The 23663-nt window shown below is 37.9% G+C and carries 25 protein-coding genes; 9 read left to right on the top strand and 16 right to left on the bottom strand.

Annotation, left to right across the window (positions count from 1 at the left end; translation table 11 throughout):
- Positions 1-96: 96 nt before the first annotated feature.
- The 4 genes from B4B65_RS00490 to B4B65_RS00475 all read right to left on the bottom strand — a co-directional run bounded on the left by B4B65_RS00490 (position 97) and on the right by B4B65_RS00475 (position 2280).
- Positions 97-969, bottom strand: a complete 873-nt coding sequence (locus tag B4B65_RS00490; protein ID WP_293912375.1) for a menaquinone biosynthesis family protein — start codon at positions 967-969, stop codon at positions 97-99.
- A complete protein-coding gene (locus B4B65_RS00485) occupies positions 969-1232 on the bottom strand; it encodes a hypothetical protein (protein WP_201681046.1) in 264 nt (87 codons plus the stop codon). The genes B4B65_RS00490 and B4B65_RS00485 overlap by 1 nt, the downstream gene beginning before the upstream one ends.
- A gap of 8 nt (positions 1233-1240) precedes the next feature.
- Positions 1241-2014, bottom strand: coding sequence for a 5'/3'-nucleotidase SurE (gene surE / locus B4B65_RS00480; protein WP_201681045.1), 774 nt, complete (start codon positions 2012-2014; stop codon positions 1241-1243).
- Between the two features lie 80 nt (positions 2015-2094).
- The gene (locus tag B4B65_RS00475) at positions 2095-2280 is read right to left on the bottom strand and encodes a CsbD family protein (protein WP_002998456.1); all 186 of its coding nucleotides are present in this window, start codon (positions 2278-2280) and stop codon (positions 2095-2097) included.
- Positions 2281-2547: 267 nt separating this feature from the next.
- On the opposite strand from B4B65_RS00475, the gene kduI reads away from it, so the two are divergent.
- The 3 genes from kduI to B4B65_RS00460 are packed head-to-tail and all read left to right on the top strand — an operon-like array spanning position 2548 to position 5332.
- Positions 2548-3393 (top strand): 5-dehydro-4-deoxy-D-glucuronate isomerase, encoded by an 846-nt coding sequence (gene kduI, locus B4B65_RS00470; protein ID WP_293912370.1) that lies wholly within the window; start codon positions 2548-2550, stop codon positions 3391-3393.
- A 6-nt stretch (positions 3394-3399) separates the two neighbouring features.
- Positions 3400-4515: a DUF4861 family protein gene (locus tag B4B65_RS00465; RefSeq protein WP_293912368.1), complete on the top strand. Its 1116-nt coding sequence runs from the start codon at positions 3400-3402 to the stop codon at positions 4513-4515.
- A 46-nt stretch (positions 4516-4561) separates the two neighbouring features.
- The gene (locus tag B4B65_RS00460; RefSeq protein WP_409590540.1) at positions 4562-5332 is read left to right on the top strand and encodes an SDR family oxidoreductase; all 771 of its coding nucleotides are present in this window, start codon (positions 4562-4564) and stop codon (positions 5330-5332) included.
- A 66-nt stretch (positions 5333-5398) separates the two neighbouring features.
- Here B4B65_RS00460 and B4B65_RS00455 read toward each other — a convergent pair whose 3' ends face one another.
- The 8 genes from B4B65_RS00455 to dnaN form a co-directional block, all read right to left on the bottom strand.
- Complete coding sequence (locus B4B65_RS00455; RefSeq protein WP_293912366.1) at positions 5399-5923, bottom strand: ExbD/TolR family protein; 525 nt, start codon at positions 5921-5923, stop codon at positions 5399-5401.
- A 141-nt stretch (positions 5924-6064) separates the two neighbouring features.
- On the bottom strand, positions 6065-6643 hold the full coding sequence (gene nadD, locus B4B65_RS00450; RefSeq protein ID WP_201681041.1) for a nicotinate (nicotinamide) nucleotide adenylyltransferase: 579 nt from the start codon (positions 6641-6643) through the stop codon (positions 6065-6067).
- A gap of 13 nt (positions 6644-6656) precedes the next feature.
- Positions 6657-7229, bottom strand: coding sequence for a guanylate kinase (gmk, locus tag B4B65_RS00445; RefSeq protein WP_201681040.1), 573 nt, complete (start codon positions 7227-7229; stop codon positions 6657-6659).
- Between the two features lie 4 nt (positions 7230-7233).
- The gene (locus B4B65_RS00440; RefSeq protein ID WP_293912361.1) at positions 7234-8109 is read right to left on the bottom strand and encodes a YicC/YloC family endoribonuclease; all 876 of its coding nucleotides are present in this window, start codon (positions 8107-8109) and stop codon (positions 7234-7236) included.
- A gap of 80 nt (positions 8110-8189) precedes the next feature.
- On the bottom strand, positions 8190-8762 hold the full coding sequence (locus tag B4B65_RS00435) for a CAP domain-containing protein (RefSeq protein WP_293912358.1): 573 nt from the start codon (positions 8760-8762) through the stop codon (positions 8190-8192).
- Positions 8763-8821: 59 nt separating this feature from the next.
- Positions 8822-9460 (bottom strand): DedA family protein, encoded by a 639-nt coding sequence (locus B4B65_RS00430; RefSeq protein WP_293912355.1) that lies wholly within the window; start codon positions 9458-9460, stop codon positions 8822-8824.
- Between the two features lie 32 nt (positions 9461-9492).
- Entirely contained in the window at positions 9493-10143 is a 651-nt protein-coding gene (locus B4B65_RS00425) for a DedA family protein (RefSeq protein ID WP_293912353.1), read from the bottom strand.
- Between the two features lie 10 nt (positions 10144-10153).
- Entirely contained in the window at positions 10154-11278 is a 1125-nt protein-coding gene (gene dnaN / locus B4B65_RS00420) for a DNA polymerase III subunit beta (protein ID WP_002998480.1), read from the bottom strand.
- A 167-nt stretch (positions 11279-11445) separates the two neighbouring features.
- Here dnaN and B4B65_RS00415 point away from each other — a divergent pair, with 167 nt between their 5' ends.
- The 5 genes from B4B65_RS00415 (at position 11446) to B4B65_RS00395 (ending at position 16565) form a co-directional block, all read left to right on the top strand.
- On the top strand, positions 11446-12585 hold the full coding sequence (locus B4B65_RS00415; protein ID WP_201681036.1) for an ATP-binding protein: 1140 nt from the start codon (positions 11446-11448) through the stop codon (positions 12583-12585).
- Between the two features lie 105 nt (positions 12586-12690).
- Complete coding sequence (locus tag B4B65_RS00410) at positions 12691-13989, top strand: PSP1 domain-containing protein (RefSeq protein ID WP_409590543.1); 1299 nt, start codon at positions 12691-12693, stop codon at positions 13987-13989.
- Between the two features lie 11 nt (positions 13990-14000).
- Positions 14001-14465 (top strand): gliding motility lipoprotein GldH, encoded by a 465-nt coding sequence (locus B4B65_RS00405; RefSeq protein ID WP_293912346.1) that lies wholly within the window; start codon positions 14001-14003, stop codon positions 14463-14465.
- A gap of 204 nt (positions 14466-14669) precedes the next feature.
- Complete coding sequence (lpxK, locus tag B4B65_RS00400; protein WP_293912344.1) at positions 14670-15698, top strand: tetraacyldisaccharide 4'-kinase; 1029 nt, start codon at positions 14670-14672, stop codon at positions 15696-15698.
- A 396-nt stretch (positions 15699-16094) separates the two neighbouring features.
- Positions 16095-16565 carry a hypothetical protein gene (locus B4B65_RS00395; RefSeq protein ID WP_293912341.1) on the top strand — a complete coding sequence of 157 codons (471 nt, stop codon included), beginning with the start codon at positions 16095-16097 and terminating at the stop codon, positions 16563-16565.
- A 245-nt stretch (positions 16566-16810) separates the two neighbouring features.
- Here the strand turns inward: B4B65_RS00395 and dnaA are convergent, their stop codons facing one another.
- Positions 16811-18238 (bottom strand): chromosomal replication initiator protein DnaA, encoded by a 1428-nt coding sequence (dnaA, locus tag B4B65_RS00390; RefSeq protein WP_002998498.1) that lies wholly within the window; start codon positions 18236-18238, stop codon positions 16811-16813.
- A gap of 379 nt (positions 18239-18617) precedes the next feature.
- Positions 18618-20546 carry a 1-deoxy-D-xylulose-5-phosphate synthase gene (dxs, locus tag B4B65_RS00385; RefSeq protein WP_201681032.1) on the bottom strand — a complete coding sequence of 643 codons (1929 nt, stop codon included), beginning with the start codon at positions 20544-20546 and terminating at the stop codon, positions 18618-18620.
- A 146-nt stretch (positions 20547-20692) separates the two neighbouring features.
- Between dxs and B4B65_RS00380 the strand changes: the two genes are divergently transcribed.
- Entirely contained in the window at positions 20693-21481 is a 789-nt protein-coding gene (locus tag B4B65_RS00380) for a segregation and condensation protein A (RefSeq protein WP_293912335.1), read from the top strand.
- Between the two features lie 53 nt (positions 21482-21534).
- Here the strand turns inward: B4B65_RS00380 and thiL are convergent, their stop codons facing one another.
- A complete protein-coding gene (gene thiL, locus B4B65_RS00375; RefSeq protein ID WP_201681030.1) occupies positions 21535-22575 on the bottom strand; it encodes a thiamine-phosphate kinase in 1041 nt (346 codons plus the stop codon).
- Positions 22576-22612: 37 nt separating this feature from the next.
- Positions 22613-23611, bottom strand: a complete 999-nt coding sequence (gene nadA / locus B4B65_RS00370; protein WP_293912330.1) for a quinolinate synthase NadA — start codon at positions 23609-23611, stop codon at positions 22613-22615.
- Between the last annotated feature and the right edge of the window lie 52 nt (positions 23612-23663).

The following is a 23663-nucleotide window of genomic DNA, read 5'->3' as shown; positions in this document are numbered from 1 at the left end:
CTCCAAAACTATTTTGCAGACAATTTGACACTAATCGGGCAAATTTAGTTATTAGATATGATAACTTACAAAATCACCGGCTTTTTTTTATTGATTTTAAGAAAGAAACAATTTCTTATCTGTATCAGGGATCAGCTTTAGAGCCAAAGCATTATCAAACATATAGGCAATAGCCTTTCTGCCCTCTGTCCCGAGGTCTCTGGAATAGGAATTAACATACAGCTCAATATGTTTGTACATCACTTCTTCGCTCATTTCCTGTGCATGTGAACGGATAAAGTCAAGTCCTGATTTTGGATGTTCAAAAGCAAAGGCTACACTCTTCTTTAATATGCGGTTAAGCTTTTGTTTCACTTCATCTTCCAACCCTCTCCTGACCACAATACCGCCCAGCGGAATCGGGTACCCGGTCGTTTTTTCCCAAAAATCGCCCAGATCAACTACTTTATGAAGTCCCTTATCTGCATAAGTGAATCTATTCTCGTGGATAATCAAGCCCAAATCAATGTCTCCGTCAATCACAGCTTGTTCAATACCCGAGAAAACAACTTCCTGTTTATTTTGCAATTGCGGAAAAGCCAGGCCTAAAAGAAAATTTGCAGTGGTGTATTTTCCCGGAATTCCTATTCTCAAATCTGCCAGATCAGCACTTAATGTTCCTTTAGTATCCAGAGATTCTTTCAGTCGCTCTGCCAATTTTTCATCTTTTGTGATCAGCAAAGGGCCGACACCAAATCCAAGGGCACTCCCGGCATCCAGTAATTCATAGTCTTCTACCGCATAGGCAAAGGCATGGTAACTCAGCTTAGTTACATCCAGTTCCTGCTGAAAAGCTTTTTGATTAAGGGTTTCCACATCCTGGTATTCCACTTCAAAACTCAACCCTTCTGTATCTATCTTATTGTGAATGAGCGCATCGAAGATAAACGTATCATTAGGGCATGGAGAAAAACCTAATGTTAATTTCATTATCCAAATATTTTTAATGTATAAATCAATATGACTGTCCCTGCAAATGTAACCAACATAATACCCCTGGCCGTCTGCTCTTTGTCATTTCTATAAAAGTAACGGAGCATAACCAGGTTGACTAATCCGGCAATAACATACAGTGCAGCGGGCTTATTGGCTGACAGCATAGTCTCCAGAGCGGTATAAGTCGTCAGAAGATACGCAACCAAAGGAGCAATGACGCCGATTGCCATCCCGATTAAAAAGTTATTTTTCTGCATGATCCGGATTAAACATCAAAACTCCAGGAATTCAACTCGGGAATGGCATGATGTGCGGTCATGTCATATTGTGTCGGAACGACAGATACATATCCGTGATTGAGAGCATGTGCATCTGTATCTTCTCCGCGGTCTTCCAGTTGAAATTTGCCCGTAAGCCAGAAATAATCCCGGTTGTGCGGATCTACACGTTCATCAAACTCCTCTACCCAGCGAGCACCTGCCTGACGGCAGATCTTAATTCCTTTAATATCGTTTCCTTGCGGAAAATTGACGTTTAACAACGTGTTCTTTGGTAATCCGTTGTTGAGTACCTGTTGGGTTATACTCAATATATAAGGCCTGCAGGGATCAAAGTTCGCATCATATGTAAAATCATCCAGAGAAAATCCGATAGAAGGAATAGATTCAATAGCCCCTTCAACCGCAGCCGACATTGTGCCGGAGTACAGGACATTAATAGAATTATTAAGGCCATGATTGATACCTGATACACAGATATCCGGCTTCTTACCTTTGAAAATCTTATTTACAGCCAGTTTTACGCAATCTACAGGAGTACCGGAACATTTGTACATTTCTACTCCTTCATAGAGATTTACTTTATCCAGTCGCAAAGGTTTTCCGATTGTTATCGCATGTCCCATTCCCGATTGCGGGCTGTCCGGAGCTACGACGACAACATGTCCCAGTTTTTGCATTTCTTCAATAAGCACCTTTATTCCCGGTGCTGTTATACCGTCATCGTTAACCACTAATATGGTTGGCTTCTTTTTTACCATACTGCTAATTTAGAAAGAAAAAAAGAAAGCGCTAGCTAAATTAGCTAACGCTTAACGATCTTATTACAATAACTAAAGGATTACAAACTGTTGAACCAGTTTTCTACTTCTTCCTTCGTTTTTCCAGTTTTCTTTTGAATGCGGCCCAACAGTTCATCGGCTTTTCCTTCTTCGTATAACAAATCATCATCTGTCAAATCTGCATACGACTGTTTAACCTTACCTTTTAATTCGTTCCAACGGCCTTCCCATGTTAATTTACTCATCTTTTTCCTCCTTTGTTTTAATTTAAAAAATTTTGAGAATGTAATAAGATAACAACCTTACCCCCCTTTTTGTTTTAGAATACGAACTATTCCTCAACACTCTTCTTATAATCAACTCTTTATATTTTACCTGTATTTACCCTTTAGTTCTTAATTTTACTTAAATTAAGGATTGAAAACCTTTTCGTAGAATTATATGTCAATCCGGCCTAAAACCGTTAATTTAGAAATTTATTCACCCCTCATTACTATTAATTTTTTTCTAATATGAAAACAATATTTGAATCCAGATACGCAATCGGTCCTCAGGAAAGCAAAGCCCTTGATACTGCCGGTCTAAGAAAAAACTTTTTGATAGAAAAGCTCTTTGATGCAGATCAAATTCATTTTGTATATACACACTATGACCGATATATGGCCGGAGGTGCCATGCCGGTATCCGGAAAAATCAAATTAGATACAATTCCTGAATTATTGAAAGAAGAGTATTTTTTGAGTCGCCGTGAATTGGGCATTATCAATGTTGGTGGAAAAGGTTCGGTAGAAGTTGACGGAACGGTCTATGAACTGGAATACAAAGAGGCATTGTATATAGGAAAAGGAAATAAAGAAATCTTCTTTAGCAGCGAAGACCCTCAAAAACCTGCTAAATTCTATATGAATTCCACTCCTGCACACCGTAATTTTCCAACGAAAAAAGTTACTAAAGAAACAGCCATTAAAAAAGAACTGGGCACATTGGAAACCGCCAATCACCGTACCATTAATCAAATGTTGCTGAATACAGTGCTGGAAACTTGTCAGCTGCAGATGGGAATGACAGAGCTTCAGCCGGGTTCTGTATGGAACACGATGCCAGCACACACGCATGACCGCCGCATGGAAGTATATTTTTATTTCGAAGTGCCTCAGGAGCAATCTGTATGTCACTTTATGGGACAACCGGATGAAACAAGACATATCTGGATGCAAAATGATCAGGCCGTTATATCTCCGCCATGGTCCATACATTCTGGCGCTGGCACAAGTAATTATACATTTATCTGGGGAATGGCCGGTGAAAACCTGGACTATGATGATATGGACAAAGTGGCAATAAACGACTTAAAATAAAGAAAGATGAAAAAGACATTCATAGCTGCTTTTGTAGCTCTTGCGCTTGCAAATTCTTTATCCGCACAGCAAAAAATTGTAGTTAAAAATCCGGGTAATCATTCCCGTCATGAACTGATAAGCATCCCTTATTCCTCGTTCACAAAGCATTTTAAAGTAGATTCCGTCTTTACCATTGTCAATGCAGCTGACGGTTCCGAAGTTGCACATCAACTTGAAAAGCTGGGACAGTCTTCTCCACAGAATGTTCTGGTGGAAGTCAACGTTGGTAAACAACAGGAACTGACTTTAACGGTAAAACCTCAAAAGGGATCTGCTTTTCAGGCACGGACCTATGCAAGGTATGTCCCTGAGCGGAAGGATGATTTTGCCTGGGAAAATGATATTGCGGCATACAGAGCTTACGGCAAAGCATTAGAAGGCACAAGTGAAGATGCACAAGGTTTCGATTTTTGGTCAAAAAGAACATCCGAACTGGTTATTAATGAATGGTACAAGACAGGGGATTATCATGCAGATCATGGAAAAGGTCTGGACTATTATTCAGTAGGTCAGACGTTAGGTGTTGGTGATCTGGCCTTATTTGTCAATGGAAACATAAAGTTTACCAAACATTACCGCAAATTTGAAGTGCTGGACAATGGTCCTATCCGGTCGACATTCAAATTGATATTCGAACCTGAGGAAATTGAAGGAAACACGATTGAAATCTCCAAAACAATATCTATTGACGCAGGTTCTCAGCTCAATAAAATACAGGTAGAGCTGAAAAACAATAAGAAATCTTCTACAGCTGTAGTAATAGGACTATCCCGCAGAGGTGAAGAAAAACCAGCTTATCAATTTGCAGACAATAGTCTTGCATATTGGGAGCCTACACTAGCTGATAAGGGAACTACCGGTACAGCTGTATTGTTCGGAAAAGATAAAATAACGTTAGATACGAAGGATCCTAAACAGTTTCTGGTACACACGACTATTCCGGGAAATAAGAAATTTGTTTATTATAACGGTGCTGCCTGGGATAGAGCCGGAAAAATCACAAAAGCACAGGAATGGTTTGATTACATAAAGCAGCAACAACAAAATATTAGCGCACCGCTAAAGGTAACACTGAAATAACAGCATCAGAAGTCTTATCAGCATACAACTTTTAAAGATATATACTATGTCCATAACCCAAATGTTTGACCTGACAGGGAAAACAGCTATCGTAACAGGCTGTAAAAGAGGTATCGGAAAAGCCATAGCCGAAGCACTTGCAGAGGCCGGAGCAGATATTATAGGAGTATCTGCATCTCTGGAACTGCAGGACTCTGCTGTAGAAAAATCCGTTAAAGCTATCGGAAGAAAATTCAGTGCATATCAGGCAGATTTTTCCAACAGAAAAGACCTTTATGCTTTTATTGAAAAGGTCAAAGCAGAACATTCGCAGATTGATATTCTCTTTAATAATGCCGGTAATATTTTGCGAAAACCAGTCGCAGAACACCCGGATGAATACTGGGATGAGATTATCGAAATCAATCAAAATGCACAATTTATACTGACCCGGGAAATCGGAAAAGAAATGGTGGCAAGAGGGTCCGGGAAAATCATATTTACAGCTTCTCTCCTGACATTTCAGGGAGGAATTAATGTTCCGGGATATGCAGCATCCAAAGGAGCAATAGGCTCTCTTGTAAAAGCGTTCTCAAATGAATGGGCTTCAAAAGGAGTCAATGTGAATGCATTCGCTCCGGGATATATTGCAACGGACAACACAGAAGCGCTCCGTGATGATCCTGAAAGGTCAAAATCTATATTAGATCGTATTCCTGCAGGAAGATGGGGGCAGCCGGAAGATTTTAAAGGTCCTGCCATTTTCTTAGCATCTCAGGCATCTGACTATGTACACGGCACTATTCTTACCGTAGATGGCGGATGGATGGGAAGATAATCTCAATATAAAATAAATGGCTTCCGAAAAGGGAAGCCATTTATTTTACTGGTTGTATCCTGCCTATTAGAGCATTTCCTTTTCTTTTTCAGACATCTTTGTAATCATAAACCGCCGGACGTCGGCTATCTGAATCTCATCCAGGACATCTACCAGATTCTTTGTAACTGATTCATTTCCGGGTTTGATCAGCACAATCATATCTTGTCCTCCAGTACTTTGTAGTATCTCCGTTTTCAAATTTATCAAAAGCTCTCTCAGTCCCAGTTTACCATATGACACCTTTACAGGTTTGCTCTTTGGATGCTGGTCAGCACCTTTATAATAGGTGATTTCATTATGATCTCCTAATAAAAGATTGATGGTGCGGTCCTCATTAATAAATACCGGTTTGGTAATGGGTCCCTTATCCGGCATAGCGACAGCCAGATTATTGGGTGTATTCAATGAAGTGGTCAGCATAAAAAAGGTAATCAGTAAAAATGCCAGATCTACCATTGCCGTCAGATCTACTTTAGGCATAGCCCTTGCTCTGATACTTCTCCGTTCTTTTTTTCCGGTGTTTTGTTGTTTAAGACTTAGCTCTGCCATGACCTTGAAGTTTAAAAGTTAAATAACCATTATTTAACTTTAGGATGCTTTAAAAACGTCCTTTCCATAAAAAAGGAAAACTAAATCCTGCAGCTGTAGCAATTAAAAAAGCCCACCTGAATAGATGGGCTATGTCTTTTTTTATTTTGAATAAAGACCCTTTTTGTCTATAAATTCTATAACCTTATCCGGTGTAAAAAACTTAATATCTTTCCCTTCCTGAATGGCCTTTCGTATAAATGTAGAAGACAATTCCATTAATGGGGTATCCGTGATGGTGATAGAAGGGTGATCTTTAAAATCTCCGGAATTGTAGCCGGGTCTCGGGTATACATAGATGTGATAATCCCGCAGAATGATATCTATATTCTTCCATTTCTGAAGAGATTCCAGATTATCCTGTCCCATAATAAGGTGAAACTGCTTATCCGGATATTTTTCAGATAAGTGTACAAGTGTATCTATAGTATAGGATGGCACAGGCAGATTAAACTCAATGTTACTGCACCTTAAGTTTTCCGTATCTTCAATAGCCAGATTCACCATCTCAAGACGATCATAAGGATCCGCCAAAGATGCTTTCTTTTTAAAGGGATTCTGAGGGGATACCACAAACCATACTTCATCCAGAGCAGTATGATTAGCCATATAATTGGCAATGATCAAATGCCCTACATGTACCGGATTGAAAGATCCAAAGAAAAGCCCAACCTTCTTCATCGCCGATCTGTACTTAATCCTGATCGATAAAATCTAACAATAGTTTTTCTGCTTCAGCACATGCTGTATCCAGATCATAATTTTTGAGGATGACATCAAACCGATCAGCAAAAGACAACTCATGTTCCGCTTTTGCAAAGCGCTCTTTCAGTTTATCTTCACTATCAGTACCACGACCTCTCAACCGATCTTTCAACACTTCCAGAGAAGGCGGTTTTACAAATATAGAAAGTGCCTGATCCGGAAATTTGGATCGCAGCCGCAACCCTCCGACAACATCTATATCAAAAATAACATGCTTTCCTTTTTCCCAGATACGCTCTACCTCTGAACGGAGTGTACCGTAAAAAGTACCGGAATAAACTTCTTCAAACTCAATGAACTCCTGCTTTGCAATTTTATGCAAAAATTCTTCTTTCGAAATAAAATAATAATCCTTTCCGTCCACTTCCTCTCCACGCGGTTCACGCGTACTGGCCGAAATCGAAAACTCTATTTTATCTGGATATTTATTTAATAAGTGTCTTACTATTGTTGTTTTTCCTGCTCCTGAAGGTGCAGAAAAAATGATTAACTTTCCTTTCATGCGGCTATAAAACGTTTAGCAACTGTTCTTTAATTTTCTCTAACTCCTCTTTCATACGAACCACGATCTGCTGTATCTCCGCATTATTCGCTTTTGATCCTAAAGTATTGATTTCTCTTCCCATCTCCTGAGAGATAAATCCAAGTTTTTTACCATTAGAATCCGGTGCATTCAATGCTTCTAAAAAATAATTACAATGACTGCGTAAGCGGACTTTCTCTTCCGAGATATCCAGTTTATCGATATAATAAATCAGCTCTTGCTCAAACCTGTTCTTATCGATATTCTCTTTGCCGACGACTTCGTCCATATACTGGCTGATACGCTCTCTTATCAACGGAATGCGGGAAGTTTCTTTTGCTTCTACTGAAGTCAGATAGTCCAGGATAAACTGTACACGCTGTTCCAGATCATTCCGTAATACCACTCCTTCCTTTTCACGGAATATATTAAACTGATTAACGGCTTCCTTAAAAGCGGTCATCAATATACCACCTTCTTCTTCATCAACCGTGTCATCATTATTGGTTACCACTTCGGGCATATCCAAAGCCATAGCAAATAAAGACGCATGCTTATCACCAAGTTCTACAGCGATGTCCTGAAGTTGTTCGTAATATTTCTTTAAGAGAGCAGCATTAATATTTGAGGCTTTTGCTGTCTGATCGGTATACTCAACGTTTACCATCACGTTGACTTTCCCTCTTTCAATAAGCTTACCACACTCTCCGCGAAGGGTCAGCTCTTTATCGGAAACCGCCTTAGGAAGACGGATATTAAGCTCTAAGAATTTTGAATTGAGGGATTTTATTTCAACACTATACTTAACCTTTTCATTGTCATGAGTGCCAATACCATACCCGGTCATTGATTTTATCATATGCAAAGGTATGAAAAGTAAAAAATAAAAAGTAAAAAATAAACCGGTGAAAGTGAGCTTTATAGAAGATAATGCATTTATTACCAGTCATGCTTTGCGATTATAACACAGAGATAGCTTTTATAAGTCGCTCCCGAAGGGATCCTGACATATCCAATACCTATATCCTGGAGGGATCCGTTCCATTTATCCATGCCAAGCAAATGCTTACGATGCATAAAACCGGGAGATCCTTTCCCAATAATCAGCGCCCTTATTCCTTCTTCTGCAGAAGGATGGTTGGCAGCTATAGATTCAAAATTATTTGCTTTAATGTTTTTTAACCAGTCTTTGTTTAAAGAATATCCTCCTTCAGCGATCTGTACATTCACGCCCACACCATCAGGTGTAATGTGGTCAAAATAATCTCTTTTGGCCATATCATAAGCTCTTTCTTCCGCAACTTTAGCTAATTGTTTGTTCCAGACTAATGCCTTTCTGGTTACATTTTGTATATCCGATATTCCCAGTTGCTTCTTGTATTTGGAAGGATTACTGCGTATATCATTAAGTAATACATAGGCATCTTTCGCTTCATCTCTTTCTGTGGTAATAAGTTGTGCTTGTGCAACATGAGCAACCAGCGAAAAAATCGCTACAATCAGATATTTCATAGGCATATTTTATAGTGAAGACTGAAGAGCCAGACAAAAGTTTAATCTATAAACGTTGCTTATTTACTTTTATTTCTGACAATCTCTATAACCGGAGGAATAATCGATACAGCTATAATAAATAAAATAACAAGAGAAAAGTTCTGCTGTATAAAGGAAATCTGACCAAAGAAATAACCGGTCAACAGAAAAAGAGACACCCACAATATTCCTCCTATTATATTATAGGACCCAAAACGGGAATAAGGCATCTTACCAACCCCTGCAATAAAAGGTGCAAATGTCCTTACAATTGGTACAAAACGGGCATATATTATAGTTTTAACACCATATTTTTCATAAAATTGTTCTGTTTTCAACAAGTGCGAGGGTTTAAAAATCTTAGAGCCGGGTTTGAACAATCGCTTACCAAAATATTTACCAATCTCATAATTTACAAAATCCCCAAGCACTGCCGCTGTTATCAGCACCACCAGCATGACCCATACGGACAACTGACTCTCCTGCTTAGCTAAAATAACGCCTGTAGCAAACAATACGGAATCTCCGGGAAGGAATGGTGTCACAACAAGACCCGTCTCCGCAAAAATGATGATAAACAAGATAAGATATGTCCATGTCTGATAATCATTGACAATATCCATCATGTGCCGATCTATATGTCGTATAAAATCAAAAAGCTGTACAATCAGATCCATAGCAATAGGTATAGAAACAAAAAAGGAAGCTTTTAGGCTTCCTTCTTTTTAAATTTTTCTTTTATCACTTCCACTACCGGAGGCAGTATAGAGAATACAATAATGCCAAGAATGACATATGTAAAATTTTTCTTTACAAATTCTAACTCTCCAAACTTAAATCCCAGAAATAAGAAACTGGACACCCAAACAATCGCTCCGATAACATTATAGGAAGCGAACTTGCGGTATGACATAGATCCTACCCCCGCCACAAAAGGCGCAAATGTTCTTACTATTGGAAGAAAACGGGCATATATAATCGTCTTCCCACCGTATTTTTCATAGAATTTTTCGGTCTTATCCAGATAATCCTTTTTAAGAAACCGATATTTTCCACTGAAGGCTTTGGGTCCTATATACTTTCCGATATGATAATTCACCATATCGCCAAGTATTCCGGCGACCATTAGTAGTACCCACATCAGCCAGATATTTAAATCTGTTTCTGGTTTGGCAATGATGGCTCCCGTTGCAAACAGTAAAGAATCTCCCGGTAAAAAAGGAGTAACTACAAACCCTGTCTCTGCAAAAATAATAATGAAAAGAATCAGATAAGTCCATGTTTGATAATCATTGACGATCTCGACCAGATGTTTATCAATATGGAGAATAAAATCAATAAGTGATGATATAACTTCCAAGACGCTCTAATTAACCGGCATTATTCAACATGACAGGCATTACCAACATCAGGATGTCTTCATTGTCATCTTTGATCGCCGGGATCAATAAACCAGCTCTGTTTGGTGTACTCATCTCAATAATTACTTCTTCGCTGCTCAGGTTATTCAACATCTCAACCAAAAATTTAGCATTGAAACCGATCTCCATATCATCTCCTTCAAACTGGCAGCTCAAACGTTCGTGTGCTTCATTTGAAAAGTCAAGATCCTCCGCAGAAATATTAAGCTCACTACCTGAGATACGTAAACGTACCTGATGAGTAGTCTTATTTGCGAAAATGACAACACGACGTAAAGTATTCAGAAATAAAGAACGGTCTACGGTCAGTTTATTAGGGTTTACCTGAGGAATAACAGCCTCATAATCCGGATAACGCTCATCAATCAGACGACAGATCAGAAAGATATTGCCAAACTGGAAGAATGCATTCGTATTATTATATTCAATAGTCACATTCACATCGTCAGATGGTAAAGACGATTTTAATAAAGAAAGTGCTTTTTTAGGCAAAATAAGAGATGCCGGTTTATCCGTGTAAATATCTGTACGGCGGTAACGCACCAATTTGTGTGCATCTGTAGAAACAAAAGTAGTCGATTGTTCCGCCAGTTGTACCAATACACCGGACATCGCAGGTCTCAACTCATCGTTACTCACCGCAAAGATTGTTTTGTTTATCGCCTCAGCCAAAACAGGTGCAGGAATATTTACTGTAGAAGTATTGTCAACGGTTGGAATCTTAGGAAAATCATCTGCATTTTCACCACTCAGCTTATACTTACCATCTCCCGCACTGATCTCGATAGCTAACGTATTTGTGTCAACAGAAAAAGCTACTGGCTGATCTGGTAATGTCTTTAAAGTCTCAATCAAAATCTTAGATGGCATAGCGACACGCCCCTCCTCTTTAGACTCTATCTGTAAAGAAGTTACCATACTTGTTTGCAAATCTGTCGCAGAAATTGTCAGCGTATTGTCTTTGATTTCAAACAGGAAATTTTCCAAAATAGGCAGAACAGTACTGCTACTTGAAGCGCCACTGATGGCTTGCAACTGTTTTAATAGAATTGAAGTGGATACTATAAATCTCATTTCCTAATATACTTATTTATACTTGCAATAATACAGAAAAGAATCAATATTCTTTGTATTCACTCGTCGTTAATGACGAATAGTTTTCTACATTTTGTTTTATCATACAGCAGGCGAAACCGTATCCGCAAATATATTTTGTTACATTTGTATGTTGGCATTGAATTATGCAGTTTAAAGATATTATTGGTCATCAGGAAATTAAAGATCATCTCGTACGTACCGTATTGGAGAACAGGGTAAGCCATGCCCAGTTGTTTCTTGGTCCTGAGGGTTCAGGAAGCCTGGCTTTAGCACATGCCTATGCCCAGTTTATCAATTGTGAAGCTAAACTTGCTGACGACAGTTGCGGCCAGTGTAATTCCTGTCGGAAATATGCCAAAATTATTCATCCCGACCTTCATTTCTCTTTTCCCTTTTTTGCAAAAGGAAAAGAAGAGACTTCTGTAACATATATGGAAGAATGGCGGGCAGCATTTTTGAAAAATCCATACCTCAGTCTTGAATATTGGAGAGGACAACTTGAGGCTGATAACAAACAAGCCAATATCAACATAGCAGAAGCGCATGATATTATCAAAAAGCTTAGTTTGAAAGCCTTTGAAGCAGAATACAAAATCCTGATCATGTGGTTGCCGGAATATCTGGATACGCAAGGCAATGCTCTCCTCAAATTAATAGAGGAGCCACCGGAAAAGACACTGTTTCTCCTGGTATCAGAAAATCAGGATCGCATATTAAATACTATTATTTCCCGGACCCAACTTGTCAAAATTCAAAAACTTCCGCATCAGGAAATTACAAACTACCTGGTAGAAGAACGTGGAATTCAGAAAGAACAGGCCGGAGAAATCGCTTTTATTGCAGATGGAAATCTTCAACAGGCGCTCAATCTGCTTTCAGAATCCGGTAATCATCTGGATTTGCTGATTCGCTGGCTGCGATTTATTGTCAGTGATGCAGGTCTGCATATGATCAGTATATGTGATGATGAACTTTCAAAACTCGGAAGAGAGAATCAGAAAAGCTTTCTTTTGTACGCTATAAATATGATGAGGCAGATTATCCTTATCAAGGAAGAACTTCATGATCTGGTCTTCCTTCCGGAGAAAGAATTAGAGTTTGTAAATAAATTTGCACCACTTTTTACGGTTAATCAGATCGAAGAAGCTGTATCTTTATTTGAAAAAACACATTATTGTGTAGAACGCAATGCAAATCCTAAAATATTATTTTTAGATTTATCTTTGCAATTAGTTTTATTGTTTAAGTATCAAACGTTCCCAAAAGGGACTCAATATATATAAAGAAAAAATATGGGATGTGGCAGTTGCTCATCCGGTGGAGGTTGTGGAAGCGGAACTGCAGTTGCAGGTGCTACCCCGGCAGGTTGCCAAAGCAATGGCTCTTGCATGACCAGCGGATGTAATAAATTAGATGTATATGACTGGCTTTCCAATATGGATATGCCATCTAACTATAAAGCCTTCGATGTGGTCGAAGTGCGTTTTAAAGGATCTCGCAAAGATTTTTTTATCAATACGGACAATCATTACCTGGAAATGGGAGAAATGGTCGTCGTAGAGCCTTCTACAGGTGGCTATGACATTGGTCATGTATCCCTGACCGGTGAACTGGTCAGACTGCAGTTGAAAAAAAATAATGTTTCTGTAGACGCTGTTACAAAAAAAATCTACAGAAAAGCAAACGAGGCGGACGTAAAGAAATTTGAAGCAGCGAAGGATCTGGAATGGGAAACCATGCACAAAGCGAGAAAACTGGCTTTGGATCTGGGACTTTCGATGAAGATATCTGATGTTGATTATCAGGGTGACAAGACCAAAGCAACCTTCTACTACACAGCTGAGGGCCGTGTAGATTTTCGGGAGCTCATCAAAAAAATGGCGGAATCCTTTAGGATACGTATAGAGATGAGACAGATCGGTATGCGTCAGGAAGCAAGTCGTCTGGGTGGAATCGGATCCTGTGGCCGGGAACTTTGTTGTTCCACGTGGCTTACAGACTTCAAAACCGTATCAACTTCAGCTGCGCGCTATCAGAATCTTTCGCTTAATACGCTTAAATTAGCGGGACAATGTGGCAAACTCAAGTGTTGTCTCAACTATGAGCTGGACAGCTATATGGATGCATTAAAGGATATTCCAAATAATGTAGACCGTATCGAAACAATTATAGGTACCGCATATCTTCAAAAAACCGATATTTTCAAAAAGACAATGTGGTATGCTTATCCGAAAGCGGAAAACTGGATACCTCTGTCTGTAGATAAGGTAAAAGAATTCATTGAAATGAATCGTGAAGGAAGAAAACCGGAAGAACTGGTTAATCCTAACATTCAGGAAGAAGTAGAAAAACCTGTGGTCTACGATTATGAAAATGTAGTAGGTCAGGATAGTCTGACACGTCTGGATGAACGCAGAAAGAAAAAATCCAAAAGCAAAAACCGTAATAAAAACAAACAAACGGTACAGAAAGCAGAAGGAGTAGCTGAGGACAAAAAACCTGTAAATAAACAGAATAATAAGCCCCAGCAACCGAAAGCTCAACAAGCGAAAAAGGAAGATAATACGGAATCCAAATCAGCAAAAGAGCCTCAAAATACTGATGCTCCAAAACCAAAAAAGAGATTCAATAACAGAAACCGTAATAAAGGAAGAAATAATAATAGTGGTTCTCAGCCTGCTGAATAGGGGTTAACAAGATGAAAAGATTACTTTACGCTTTTATTCTTTTAAATATACTGGTATTGGCCGGATGTGATGCCAATACCGTAGTAGATGAGAATATCATCATTACAGACAAAAGCTGGCCGTATAATGTTATTCCAAAAATAAAAGCGCATATTACGGACAAAGATGCTAAGTATGATGTATACCTTAATCTGCGTCACAACGGAGATTACAGATACTCTAATATCTTTGTTCGTATACATGAAACAAATCCTAAAGGTATCAGTAAAAGAGAAAGAAGAGAGCTTAAACTGGCAGAATTAGATGGCAGATGGACAGGGAGCAGTGCGGGAAGCTTATATGCACATCAGGCGTTGATACATGAAAATTACAGCTTTCCTGATACAGGTGTTTACACTTTTGCTATAGAACAAAATATGCGCGAAAACCCACTGAAAGACATCAATGATGTGGGAATAAAAATTGTAAAGAGATAACTATGAATAAATTTAACCAGATTTTAGTACATCCGAATTTTAGTTATATCTATCTTTTTTTAGTTGTTATTTGTGCTGTTTCATTCTTTGTAATAGATGAAAAACATCCTTTCAAAACCTATATTTTTCCGATAGTAATTGTTTTATTCTTGCTACAACGATACCGCAGATACCTGATCCAACGTAATCAAAAGTAATTTGGCTATGCTATTGTTAAGATGGTTTCTATTTCCAATTACCATTATCTACACCAGCATTATATGGCTTAGAAATCGTCTGTACGATTATCAGCTGCTAAAAAGTAAAACCTACGATATTCCCCTCATTGTAATAGGAAATCTGGCAATAGGCGGGACAGGTAAAAGCCCGATGACCGAGTTCCTGATCCGTCTTTTGAAAGACAAAATTAAACTGGCTACGCTCAGCAGAGGTTACGGCCGTAAGACAAAAGGGTTTAGATTTGTGTCTACTCAGTCTACATCTGCAGAGGCAGGAGATGAACCTTTGCAATTCAAACGCAAGTTTCCGGAAATAACTGTAGCCGTTTGTGAAGACCGCTGTTATGGTGTAGAACAATTAAAAGATCAACATGAGCTGATTATTCTGGATGATGCATTTCAACACAGAAAATTAAAACCTACCTATTCCATTCTACTTTTTGAATATACTTCTCTTCTGGCACCCGCTATTTTACTTCCTACCGGAAATTTCCGCGATATGATGATGGAAAGCCACAGAGCTAATATCATCATCGTAACCAAAACCCCGGAAGAAGCAACAGAAGAAGATAAAAGGAAAATTGTTAAGAAGATTTCCCGTCACAATTCCACTGCTTCCATATATTTCAGTAAAATCAAATATGATAAATGGATGGATAAGAATGGTTCAGGCTGCTATACCAATTTAAAAGAAACAGATGTTCTACTTATAACAGGAATAGCAAATCCAAATCCGCTGATCAATCATTTACAACCCAATGTAAACAGATTGATTCATATGTCCTATTCCGACCATCATGCTTTTTCAGAGACAGATATCAGTAAGATAGAAGAAATGTACAAAGCTATTACCGGATCAAATAAACTTATTCTGACTACAGAAAAAGATTTCCAGCGTTTGTATGGAACACGTCTGCATCGTTTCCCGTTTTACTATATTCCTATTCAGATAGCATTTGATACAGCAGATTATGCAAACATAGAAAGAAGTATTTCGGATCATTTAGGAATCTGATATACATATAATATCTTTTTATATGTAGGTATAATACTTCCATACTCTGCTAAACTACTATCTTACGATAAGAAGATATATATCCTTTAAACCTATCACCCCACCTTCATTATATATAGTATTTTACCTCATTTTGAGATAAAATAAAGCTTTTACAAGCCTTTCATCTCAAAACAGTATTAATCAGGCTCAGATTGACCTTAAATTCATCAATTTATTGTAACACAATAATTACAATTTAAATTATTGATTATCAAATGTTTACAAATAATCAAAATGTTAAGTAATGTTAAAAAGTAACAAACCTGATACAATCATATACTAAGCCCTGTCAAAAAGCAGTTATTAATGTAAAGAATTTAATAATTGAGTTTTAAACGTATAAATTTTAACAAGATGAAAAAATTAATTTTAACAGGTATCGGATTTTTCTTAGCATTAGGATTAACATTTGCGCAAGCGCAACAGACCCAGTCACCAGAAGATAATGCAAAACAAGTGGTTACTGTATTGACACAACAATTAACATTGACAGAAGAGCAGCAACCAACTGTATATAATGCAACATTAGAATATGCAAAAGCAGAACAAGCATTATTAGCAGATAATACAGCATCTAAAGAAGCTAAAGCTGAGCAAATCACAAAACTTCAGGCACAGACAGATGCAAAAATCATTGAAGTCTTGACAGATGAGCAAAAACCACTTTTTGAAAAAATTGTAGCAGAAAGAGCTCCTGTAACGATTCCTGAGTCAGCTCCGGCAGAAGTACCTGCTACTGAGCCTTCAACTACTGAGCCGGTAGAACCAGCACAACCAGTAGAACAAACTCAGCCAACTGAGCAACCTGCTCAGCCGGTACAATAATTAGCAAAGCAATAATAGGTTTCATAAATTAGCAATTAAGGGGTCTTGTTGAAAAACAAGGCTCCTTTCTTTTTAGAGCTTATACCCTAAAGTATAGAACGCTAATTTTGCAGGTTAGTCTTCAATGCTTATATATAAAGAAAACGGTATTTAAATTTGCTTAACAAGCTGCTTACCGTAATAACGAGATAATAAAAAAGGGAAGCAAATGATTGCTTCCCTTTTTACGTTCAAAATTTTGATTGTTAAGATGCTTTTAACTTCTTCAGGATATCCTGTACATACGTTTTAAACTTCTTGTCTGTTTCTATCAGATCTTCTACTGTCTGGCAGGCATATATCACTGTAGAGTGATCCCGTCCACCAAAGAAGTTACCGATAGACTTCAAAGAAGATTTAGTATGATTCTTTGCAAGATACATAGAGATCTGACGTGCCTGTACGATTTCACGTTTCCTAACTTTTGATTTTACCATTTCTACCGGAACTTCAAAGTACTCACATACCAATTTCTGTATGTATTCCATTGAAATTTCCTTACTGGTATTCTTCACAAAGTTTTTCAGCATAGATTTAGCAAGGTTCAGGTCAATCTCCTTTTTATTAAGGGTAGATTGCGCCAATAATGAAACCATAGCACCTTCTAATTCACGGACACTGTTATCAATCTGATGCGCCACATACTCTACTACATTCTCCGGCAACTCAATACCGTCAGAATACATTTTTTTCTTCAGGATAGCCATCCTTGTCTCCAGATCCGGAACCTGTATATCCGCGGATAAACCCCATTTAAAACGACTTAATAATCGTTCTTCCAGTCCTGCCAGATCTTTAGGAGCCTTATCAGAGGTCAGAATAATCTGTTTACCTGACTGATGAAGATGATTAAAGATGTGGAAGAAAATGTCCTGGGTTTTTTCCTTACCGGCAAAATTGTGTACATCATCCATGATGATGACATCCATTGCCTGATAAAAATTCACAAAGTCATTGATTGTATTGTTCTTTAATGAATCTACAAACTGTTGACAGAATTTTTCACAGGATACATAGATAACCAACTTATCCGGCAGATTACGCTTGATCTCATTTCCAATGGCCTGGGATAAATGGGTTTTACCTAACCCTACATCTCCGTATAACATCAAAGGGTTAAAAGAGGTTCCTCCGGGCTTATTTGCTACCGCAAACCCTGCAGATCTTGCCAGTCTGTTACATTCACCTTCGATAAAATTATCAAAAGTATAATGCTGATTCAACTGCGGATCTACCTGTAACTTCTTCAATCCCGGAATAACAAAAGGATTCTTAATATTCTTATTCAAATTGACCGGAACCGGGATCGATTGACGCTTCCCTTCTGCACCGTTTCCATTTGACGGAATATTGGTTGTATATGGTATATTGGTTGAAGATTTCTCCACCACAATATTATATTCCAACCTTCCCTGTTCTCCCAAAAATTTTTTGACCGTTTTACGTAAGATACCTACATAATGTTCCTCAAGCCACTCGTAAAAAAATAAGCTCGGCACCTGAATAGTTAAAACGTTCTCATCAAGTTTCACCGCTTTCACCGGTTCAAACCAAGTCTTGAAACTTTGCGCAGGTATATTGTCTTTGATAATCTGAAGACAACTATTCCAAACACTTGTGTACGTTTTTTCCATTCTAAAATTGTTAATAACTTGATTTACAATATCTGACCAAAAAATTGTTCATAACTTTCTCTTAAAACGAAGATGGCAAAAAAAATTCAGCTAAAAAATTAAAAAGTAAAAAAATACACAACGTATTAATAAACAATAACTTAAGTCGTTTTTTAGAGATTTTTTACTAAAATTCACAGGCAAAATTTTAGTTTTCAACATCAGCTCTTATGATGGGCTCGATACTCCCAATTTAGTAACTTTTATTGAATTAAAAAAATCAATGTGGAAAACTATGTTTTAAAATCGGGGATAATTTTCAGATAGTTTTATAAGGATAAAGCATAAAAAAGGAGTTGANNTCAACTCCTTTTTTATGCTTTATTATCGTACAGGTTATCTATCCAACTAGAGAATCTGTTTTACGGATAGTGGATAATTTTCTGCATTGCTCAGCAATAGCCTCTGCATCATAATGACACAAATTCCAAAGCTCTTTTTGCTCTCCATGCTCTACAATTTCATCCGGAATACCAAGACGAACAACATGAGATTGGTAACCATTATCGACCATAAATTCGAGTACTGCCGAACCCATTCCTCCCTGTAAACAACCATCTTCTACGGTGATAACTTTTTTATACTTACGGAAGACTTCATGTAACAATTCTTTATCCAAAGGTTTGACAAATCGCAAATCGTAATGTGCCGGATAAATACCCTCTTCATTTAATACACGAATTGCTTTTACAGCTTCATTACCTATACTGCCAATGCTTAATATAGCAACCTCTTCTCCGTCCGATACTTTACGGCCTTTTCCTATTTCTATTTCTTTAAATGGTCTTTTCCAATCCGGCATTACCCCTGCTCCGCGAGGATAACGGATCACAAATGGTCCTTTATTCTCCAATTGTGCGGTATACATCAAATTGCGAAGTTCTTCTTCATTCATAGGAGCAGACACAGTCATATTTGGTATACAACGCATATAAGCAAGATCGTATGCGCCGTGATGTGTAGGACCATCTGCCCCGGCAACACCTGCTCGGTCCAGACAGAATACCACATTCAGATTTTGTAAGGCTACATCATGAATAACCTGATCATAAGCCCGTTGCATAAAGGAAGAGTAGATATTACAAAAAGGAAGTAATCCCTGTGTAGCCAGTCCAGCACTGAATGTAACAGCATGCTGTTCAGCTATTCCCACGTCAAAGGCACGGGTAGGCATAGCTTTCATCATAATATTCATAGAAGACCCAGACGGCATAGCGGGAGTAATTCCCATTATCTTCTTATTATTCTCAGCCAGTTCCACTAAGGTATGTCCGAATACATCCTGATACTTAGGTGCAACAGGTTTGTCAGAAACAGATTTTTTAATCTCTCCTGTGATTTTGTCGAAAAGACCCGGTGCATGCCATAGTGTCTGATCTTTCTCGGCTAAAGCATATCCTTTACCTTTTACTGTAACGCAATGCAGGAGCTTCGGTCCCGGAATATGTTTAAGATCTTCCAGCGTTTTGGCTAGTTTCTTGACATCATGCCCATCTACAGGTCCGAAATATCTGAAATTTAAAGATTCGAAAAGATTTGCATTCTTAAGCAGTGAACCTTTGATTCCTCGTTCAAGCTTTTTGGCTATTCCAAGTGCATCCGGTCCTACTTCTGATATTTTAGAAAGCACAGCAGCCAGATCATCTCTGAATCTGTTGTAACGTTTAGACGTTGTTATACTGGTCAGATATTCCTTCATCGCTCCAACATTCGGATCGATTGACATGCAATTATCATTTAGAATAACCAGCAGATTGGATTTTTCTATACCGGCATGATTCAAAGCCTCAAACGCCAATCCGGCAGTCAGGGCTCCATCTCCTATTACAGCTACATGTTGTCTGTCATCTTCTCCTTTATAATGAGAAGCTACAGCCATCCCCAGAGCTGCCGATATAGAGGTAGATGAGTGACCTACACCAAAAGTATCATACTCACTTTCATTTCGGTTTGGAAAACCCGAAATACCATTTAATATCCGGTTTGTATCAAAGACGTCCCTTCTCCCCGTCAATATCTTGTGACCATAGGCCTGATGACCTACATCCCAAATCAATTGATCATAAGGTGTATTTAACACGTAATGAAGGGCAACGGTTAATTCTACTACCCCTAAACTTGCTGCAAAATGCCCTCCGTTAACGGAGACAATATCAATTATATATTGTCTAAGCTCTTTACATACCTGCAATAAATCTTCTTCCTTTAATTTCTTAAGATCTGAAGGAAAATTTATTTTTTGCAATAGTTCTCCAGCCTCTACCTGCATAGTTTTTACGATTTCAAAATAAGATACAAAGTAACAATTTTTTATTTACATAAATCATATAACAATTCGCAATTGTTATGGTTTACATAGGTTCTATAATAAACTAATTTATTAATAATTTTTTATAATTATGTACTTTTGAATCTATGAATGCAAGTGAGGGTTACGAAATTAAGTTAGAACAATTTGAAGGTCCGTTTGATCTGCTTTTGTTTTTTATAGAGCGTGATGAATTGAATATCCATGATATAGCGATCTCTAAAATAACAGATGATTTTCTGGACTACATCCAGAAGATGCAGGCTTTGAATATAGAACTGGCCAGTGAGTTTATATTTGTAGCTTCTACCCTCATGCGTATCAAAGCAAAAATGCTTTTACCACGCCCTGACCTGGATGAAAATGAAAATGAAATAGATCTTAAAAAGGAACTGGTACAGAAACTGATACTCTACAAACAGTTCAAAAATATTTGCGAAGATCTGAAAGGACTTGAAGAAAACCGTGTCAGGTATCATTTAAGAGGAAATATCGGTTATGATCTGAAGAACACTAACCGCCCTGTACAGGAAGGAGAAGAATTGTCTTCATTTGATCTTTACAAACTTATGATGGTATATGAACGTATGATGTACCATTATTCAAATCGTGTCCAGGAAGTCAAACATACTGTTGTAAAATATCCTTATACCATAGAACAACAGAAGAGAGTCATTAAGGAGTTGATAGAAATGAATGAGAAACTGGATTTTAACAGTATCCGAAAGAGTTCAGAAAATAAAGTTCATTTCGTCTATAATTTTTTAGCCATTCTCGAAATGCTGCAGCAACGCTTATTAGAAATTGAGGTAGGATTGGGCTATAATAATTTTTGGGTTGGAAAACATGATCCCAATGTACCGGATCCGGTAGTATTAGAACTGGAGGAAAACTAAAAAAGGTGCTGTTTCACATGAAACAGCACCTTTTTTATATAGTAATCAATACATTACTTTTTAAAAGCATTCCAACCCTGAGCTGTTAAAGGATATACATTTCCGGATTTGGAAATCATTTCATATCCAGCATTTGGCTCGGTTATATATCCGATAACTGTTATATCGGGAAGATTTCTAAGTTTATCATATGCTGACTGTGGAACTGTAAACAACAATTCATAATCTTCTCCTCCGTTTAATGCACAAACTGTAGGATCTAAACCAAATTCACGGGCAGTATCATATGTCATCTGATCCAACGGAATTTTATCTTCATATAATTTACATCCTTTATCAGACTGTTTACAGATATGAATGATCTCCGAAGCCAGACCATCTGATACATCTATCATAGCATTTGGTTTGATATCCAGACTATCCAATAGTTGAACAATATCTTTACGGGCCTCCGGTTTCAACTGGCGCTCGATGATATAATCTTTTCCTTCCAGATCCGGCTGAATATTGGGATTATCTAAAAATACCTGCTTTTCACGCTCCAAAATCTGTAATCCTACATAAGCAGCTCCAAGATCTCCGGAGACACACAGAAGATCACCTTCCTGAGCACCTGAGCGATAAGTTATGCTGTCTTCATCTGCATATCCTATACTGGTTACAGATATAATTAATCCCTGGGCAGAGGCTGATGTATCTCCACCTACCAGATCTACGTTGAATTTCTTACAGGCAATCAATGCTCCTTCATAGATTTCTTCAACTGCTTCTAAAGGAAATTTTGAGGATAATCCTATTGAAAAGGTAATCTGAGAGGCTATACCATTCATAGCATATATGTCACTTAAATTTACCTGTACAGCTTTATAACCCAGATGTTTAAGTGGAACATAGCGCAAATCAAAATGAATTCCTTCCAACAGCAGATCAGTAGAAATAAGCGTTTTCTTATTTGAAAAATCTAATACAGCAGCATCATCTCCTATACCTTTGACCGTAGACTTTTCAGTCAGTTCCACATGTTTGGTCAGGTGTTCAATCAAACCAAATTCACCCATCTGATCCAGATTTGTTCTTTCTGTATTTTCAAACATTCTATAATGTTAAAATTAAAAATTATATCAGTTAAGCTTACAATCCTAATCTTTCTGAAATCTCCAACATACGTTCAATTGGCTTTTGAGCGCGTATAATTACATCTTCAGGAAGTGTAATTTCAGGAGATTCGAACTTGAGACAATTGTAAAGTTTTTCTAAAGTATTAAGCTTCATATGCGGGCAATCATTACATGCACATGCATTATTCGGAGGTGCCGGAATGAATGTCTTTTCCGGACTCGCCTTTTGCATTTGATGAATAATACCGGATTCAGTGGCTACAATGTAAACCTGTGAGGGATCATTCATGGTAAACTTAAGCATACCTGAAGTGGATCCTACATAATCAGCACCAGCCAGAATATGATCCTCGCACTCCGGATGTGCTATAAACTTTGCATCCGGGTATTCGTTGCGTAAAGCATCTATTTTATCCTGCGAAAAAATCTCATGTACCATACATGCACCATTCCACAAGACCAGATCTCTACCCGTCTTCTTTTTTACATAAGCTCCGAGATTGCGATCCGGACCAAAAATTATTTTCTGATCCAACGGAAGGCTTTCTACGATCTGTACCGCATTACTGGAAGTACATACAATATCTGATAATGCTTTTAACTCAGCTGTACAGTTTACATAAGTTATGACCAGATGATCAGGATATTTTTCTTTAAATTTCGCAAATAAATGAGGAGGGCAACTATCTGATAGTGAGCATCCTGCCTTCAGATCAGGTAATAATACCTTTTTTGATGGGGATAATATCTTTGCTGTTTCAGCCATAAAATGCACCCCAGCAAACACAATCACGTCTGCATCTGTCTTGGCAGCCTGTTGGGAAAGTCCCAAACTATCCCCTATATAATCCGCAATATCCTGAATTTCAGACTCTTGATAATAATGAGCCAGAATAACAGCATTCTTTTCCTTCTTGAGGCGATTAATTTCTTCTACGAGATCAATTGTAGGATCAATAGCTACATCTATGTATCCTTTTGCTTCCAGATCTCTGTCATAAGTAATATTCATTTCCGTGTTGATAAAATTTAAGTCAACGATTCAGACGGTATCACTTCACAAA

Origin of the sequence: Sphingobacterium sp. UBA5789, assembly GCF_002418355.1 — a bacterium.
Classification (GTDB): Bacteria; Bacteroidota; Bacteroidia; order Sphingobacteriales; family Sphingobacteriaceae; genus Sphingobacterium.
This window is presented reverse-complemented; position numbering and strand designations above follow the sequence as displayed.

Coding starts and splice junctions, on each gene's coding strand:
- gmk (WP_201681040.1), bottom strand. CDS start 7,229: ATGAAAGGAAAGTTAATCATTTTTTCTGCACCTTCAGGAGCAGGAAAA.
- lpxK (WP_293912344.1), top strand. CDS start 14,670: ATGCTATTGTTAAGATGGTTTCTATTTCCAATTACCATTATCTACACC.
- B4B65_RS00485 (WP_201681046.1), bottom strand. CDS start 1,232: ATGCAGAAAAATAACTTTTTAATCGGGATGGCAATCGGCGTCATTGCT.
- B4B65_RS00490 (WP_293912375.1), bottom strand. CDS start 969: ATGAAATTAACATTAGGTTTTTCTCCATGCCCTAATGATACGTTTATC.
- B4B65_RS00430 (WP_293912355.1), bottom strand. CDS start 9,460: ATGGATCTGATTGTACAGCTTTTTGATTTTATACGACATATAGATCGG.
- B4B65_RS00460 (WP_409590540.1), top strand. CDS start 4,562: ATGTCCATAACCCAAATGTTTGACCTGACAGGGAAAACAGCTATCGTA.
- thiL (WP_201681030.1), bottom strand. CDS start 22,575: ATGTTTGAAAATACAGAAAGAACAAATCTGGATCAGATGGGTGAATTT.
- kduI (WP_293912370.1), top strand. CDS start 2,548: ATGAAAACAATATTTGAATCCAGATACGCAATCGGTCCTCAGGAAAGC.
- B4B65_RS00395 (WP_293912341.1), top strand. CDS start 16,095: ATGAAAAAATTAATTTTAACAGGTATCGGATTTTTCTTAGCATTAGGA.
- dxs (WP_201681032.1), bottom strand. CDS start 20,546: ATGCAGGTAGAGGCTGGAGAACTATTGCAAAAAATAAATTTTCCTTCA.
- dnaA (WP_002998498.1), bottom strand. CDS start 18,238: ATGGAAAAAACGTACACAAGTGTTTGGAATAGTTGTCTTCAGATTATC.
- nadA (WP_293912330.1), bottom strand. CDS start 23,611: ATGAATATTACTTATGACAGAGATCTGGAAGCAAAAGGATACATAGAT.
- B4B65_RS00465 (WP_293912368.1), top strand. CDS start 3,400: ATGAAAAAGACATTCATAGCTGCTTTTGTAGCTCTTGCGCTTGCAAAT.
- B4B65_RS00415 (WP_201681036.1), top strand. CDS start 11,446: ATGCAGTTTAAAGATATTATTGGTCATCAGGAAATTAAAGATCATCTC.
- B4B65_RS00440 (WP_293912361.1), bottom strand. CDS start 8,109: ATGATAAAATCAATGACCGGGTATGGTATTGGCACTCATGACAATGAA.
- B4B65_RS00410 (WP_409590543.1), top strand. CDS start 12,691: ATGACCAGCGGATGTAATAAATTAGATGTATATGACTGGCTTTCCAAT.
- B4B65_RS00475 (WP_002998456.1), bottom strand. CDS start 2,280: ATGAGTAAATTAACATGGGAAGGCCGTTGGAACGAATTAAAAGGTAAG.
- B4B65_RS00455 (WP_293912366.1), bottom strand. CDS start 5,923: ATGGCAGAGCTAAGTCTTAAACAACAAAACACCGGAAAAAAAGAACGG.
- nadD (WP_201681041.1), bottom strand. CDS start 6,643: ATGAAGAAGGTTGGGCTTTTCTTTGGATCTTTCAATCCGGTACATGTA.
- dnaN (WP_002998480.1), bottom strand. CDS start 11,278: ATGAGATTTATAGTATCCACTTCAATTCTATTAAAACAGTTGCAAGCC.
- B4B65_RS00380 (WP_293912335.1), top strand. CDS start 20,693: ATGAATGCAAGTGAGGGTTACGAAATTAAGTTAGAACAATTTGAAGGT.
- B4B65_RS00405 (WP_293912346.1), top strand. CDS start 14,001: ATGAAAAGATTACTTTACGCTTTTATTCTTTTAAATATACTGGTATTG.
- surE (WP_201681045.1), bottom strand. CDS start 2,014: ATGGTAAAAAAGAAGCCAACCATATTAGTGGTTAACGATGACGGTATA.
- B4B65_RS00435 (WP_293912358.1), bottom strand. CDS start 8,762: ATGAAATATCTGATTGTAGCGATTTTTTCGCTGGTTGCTCATGTTGCA.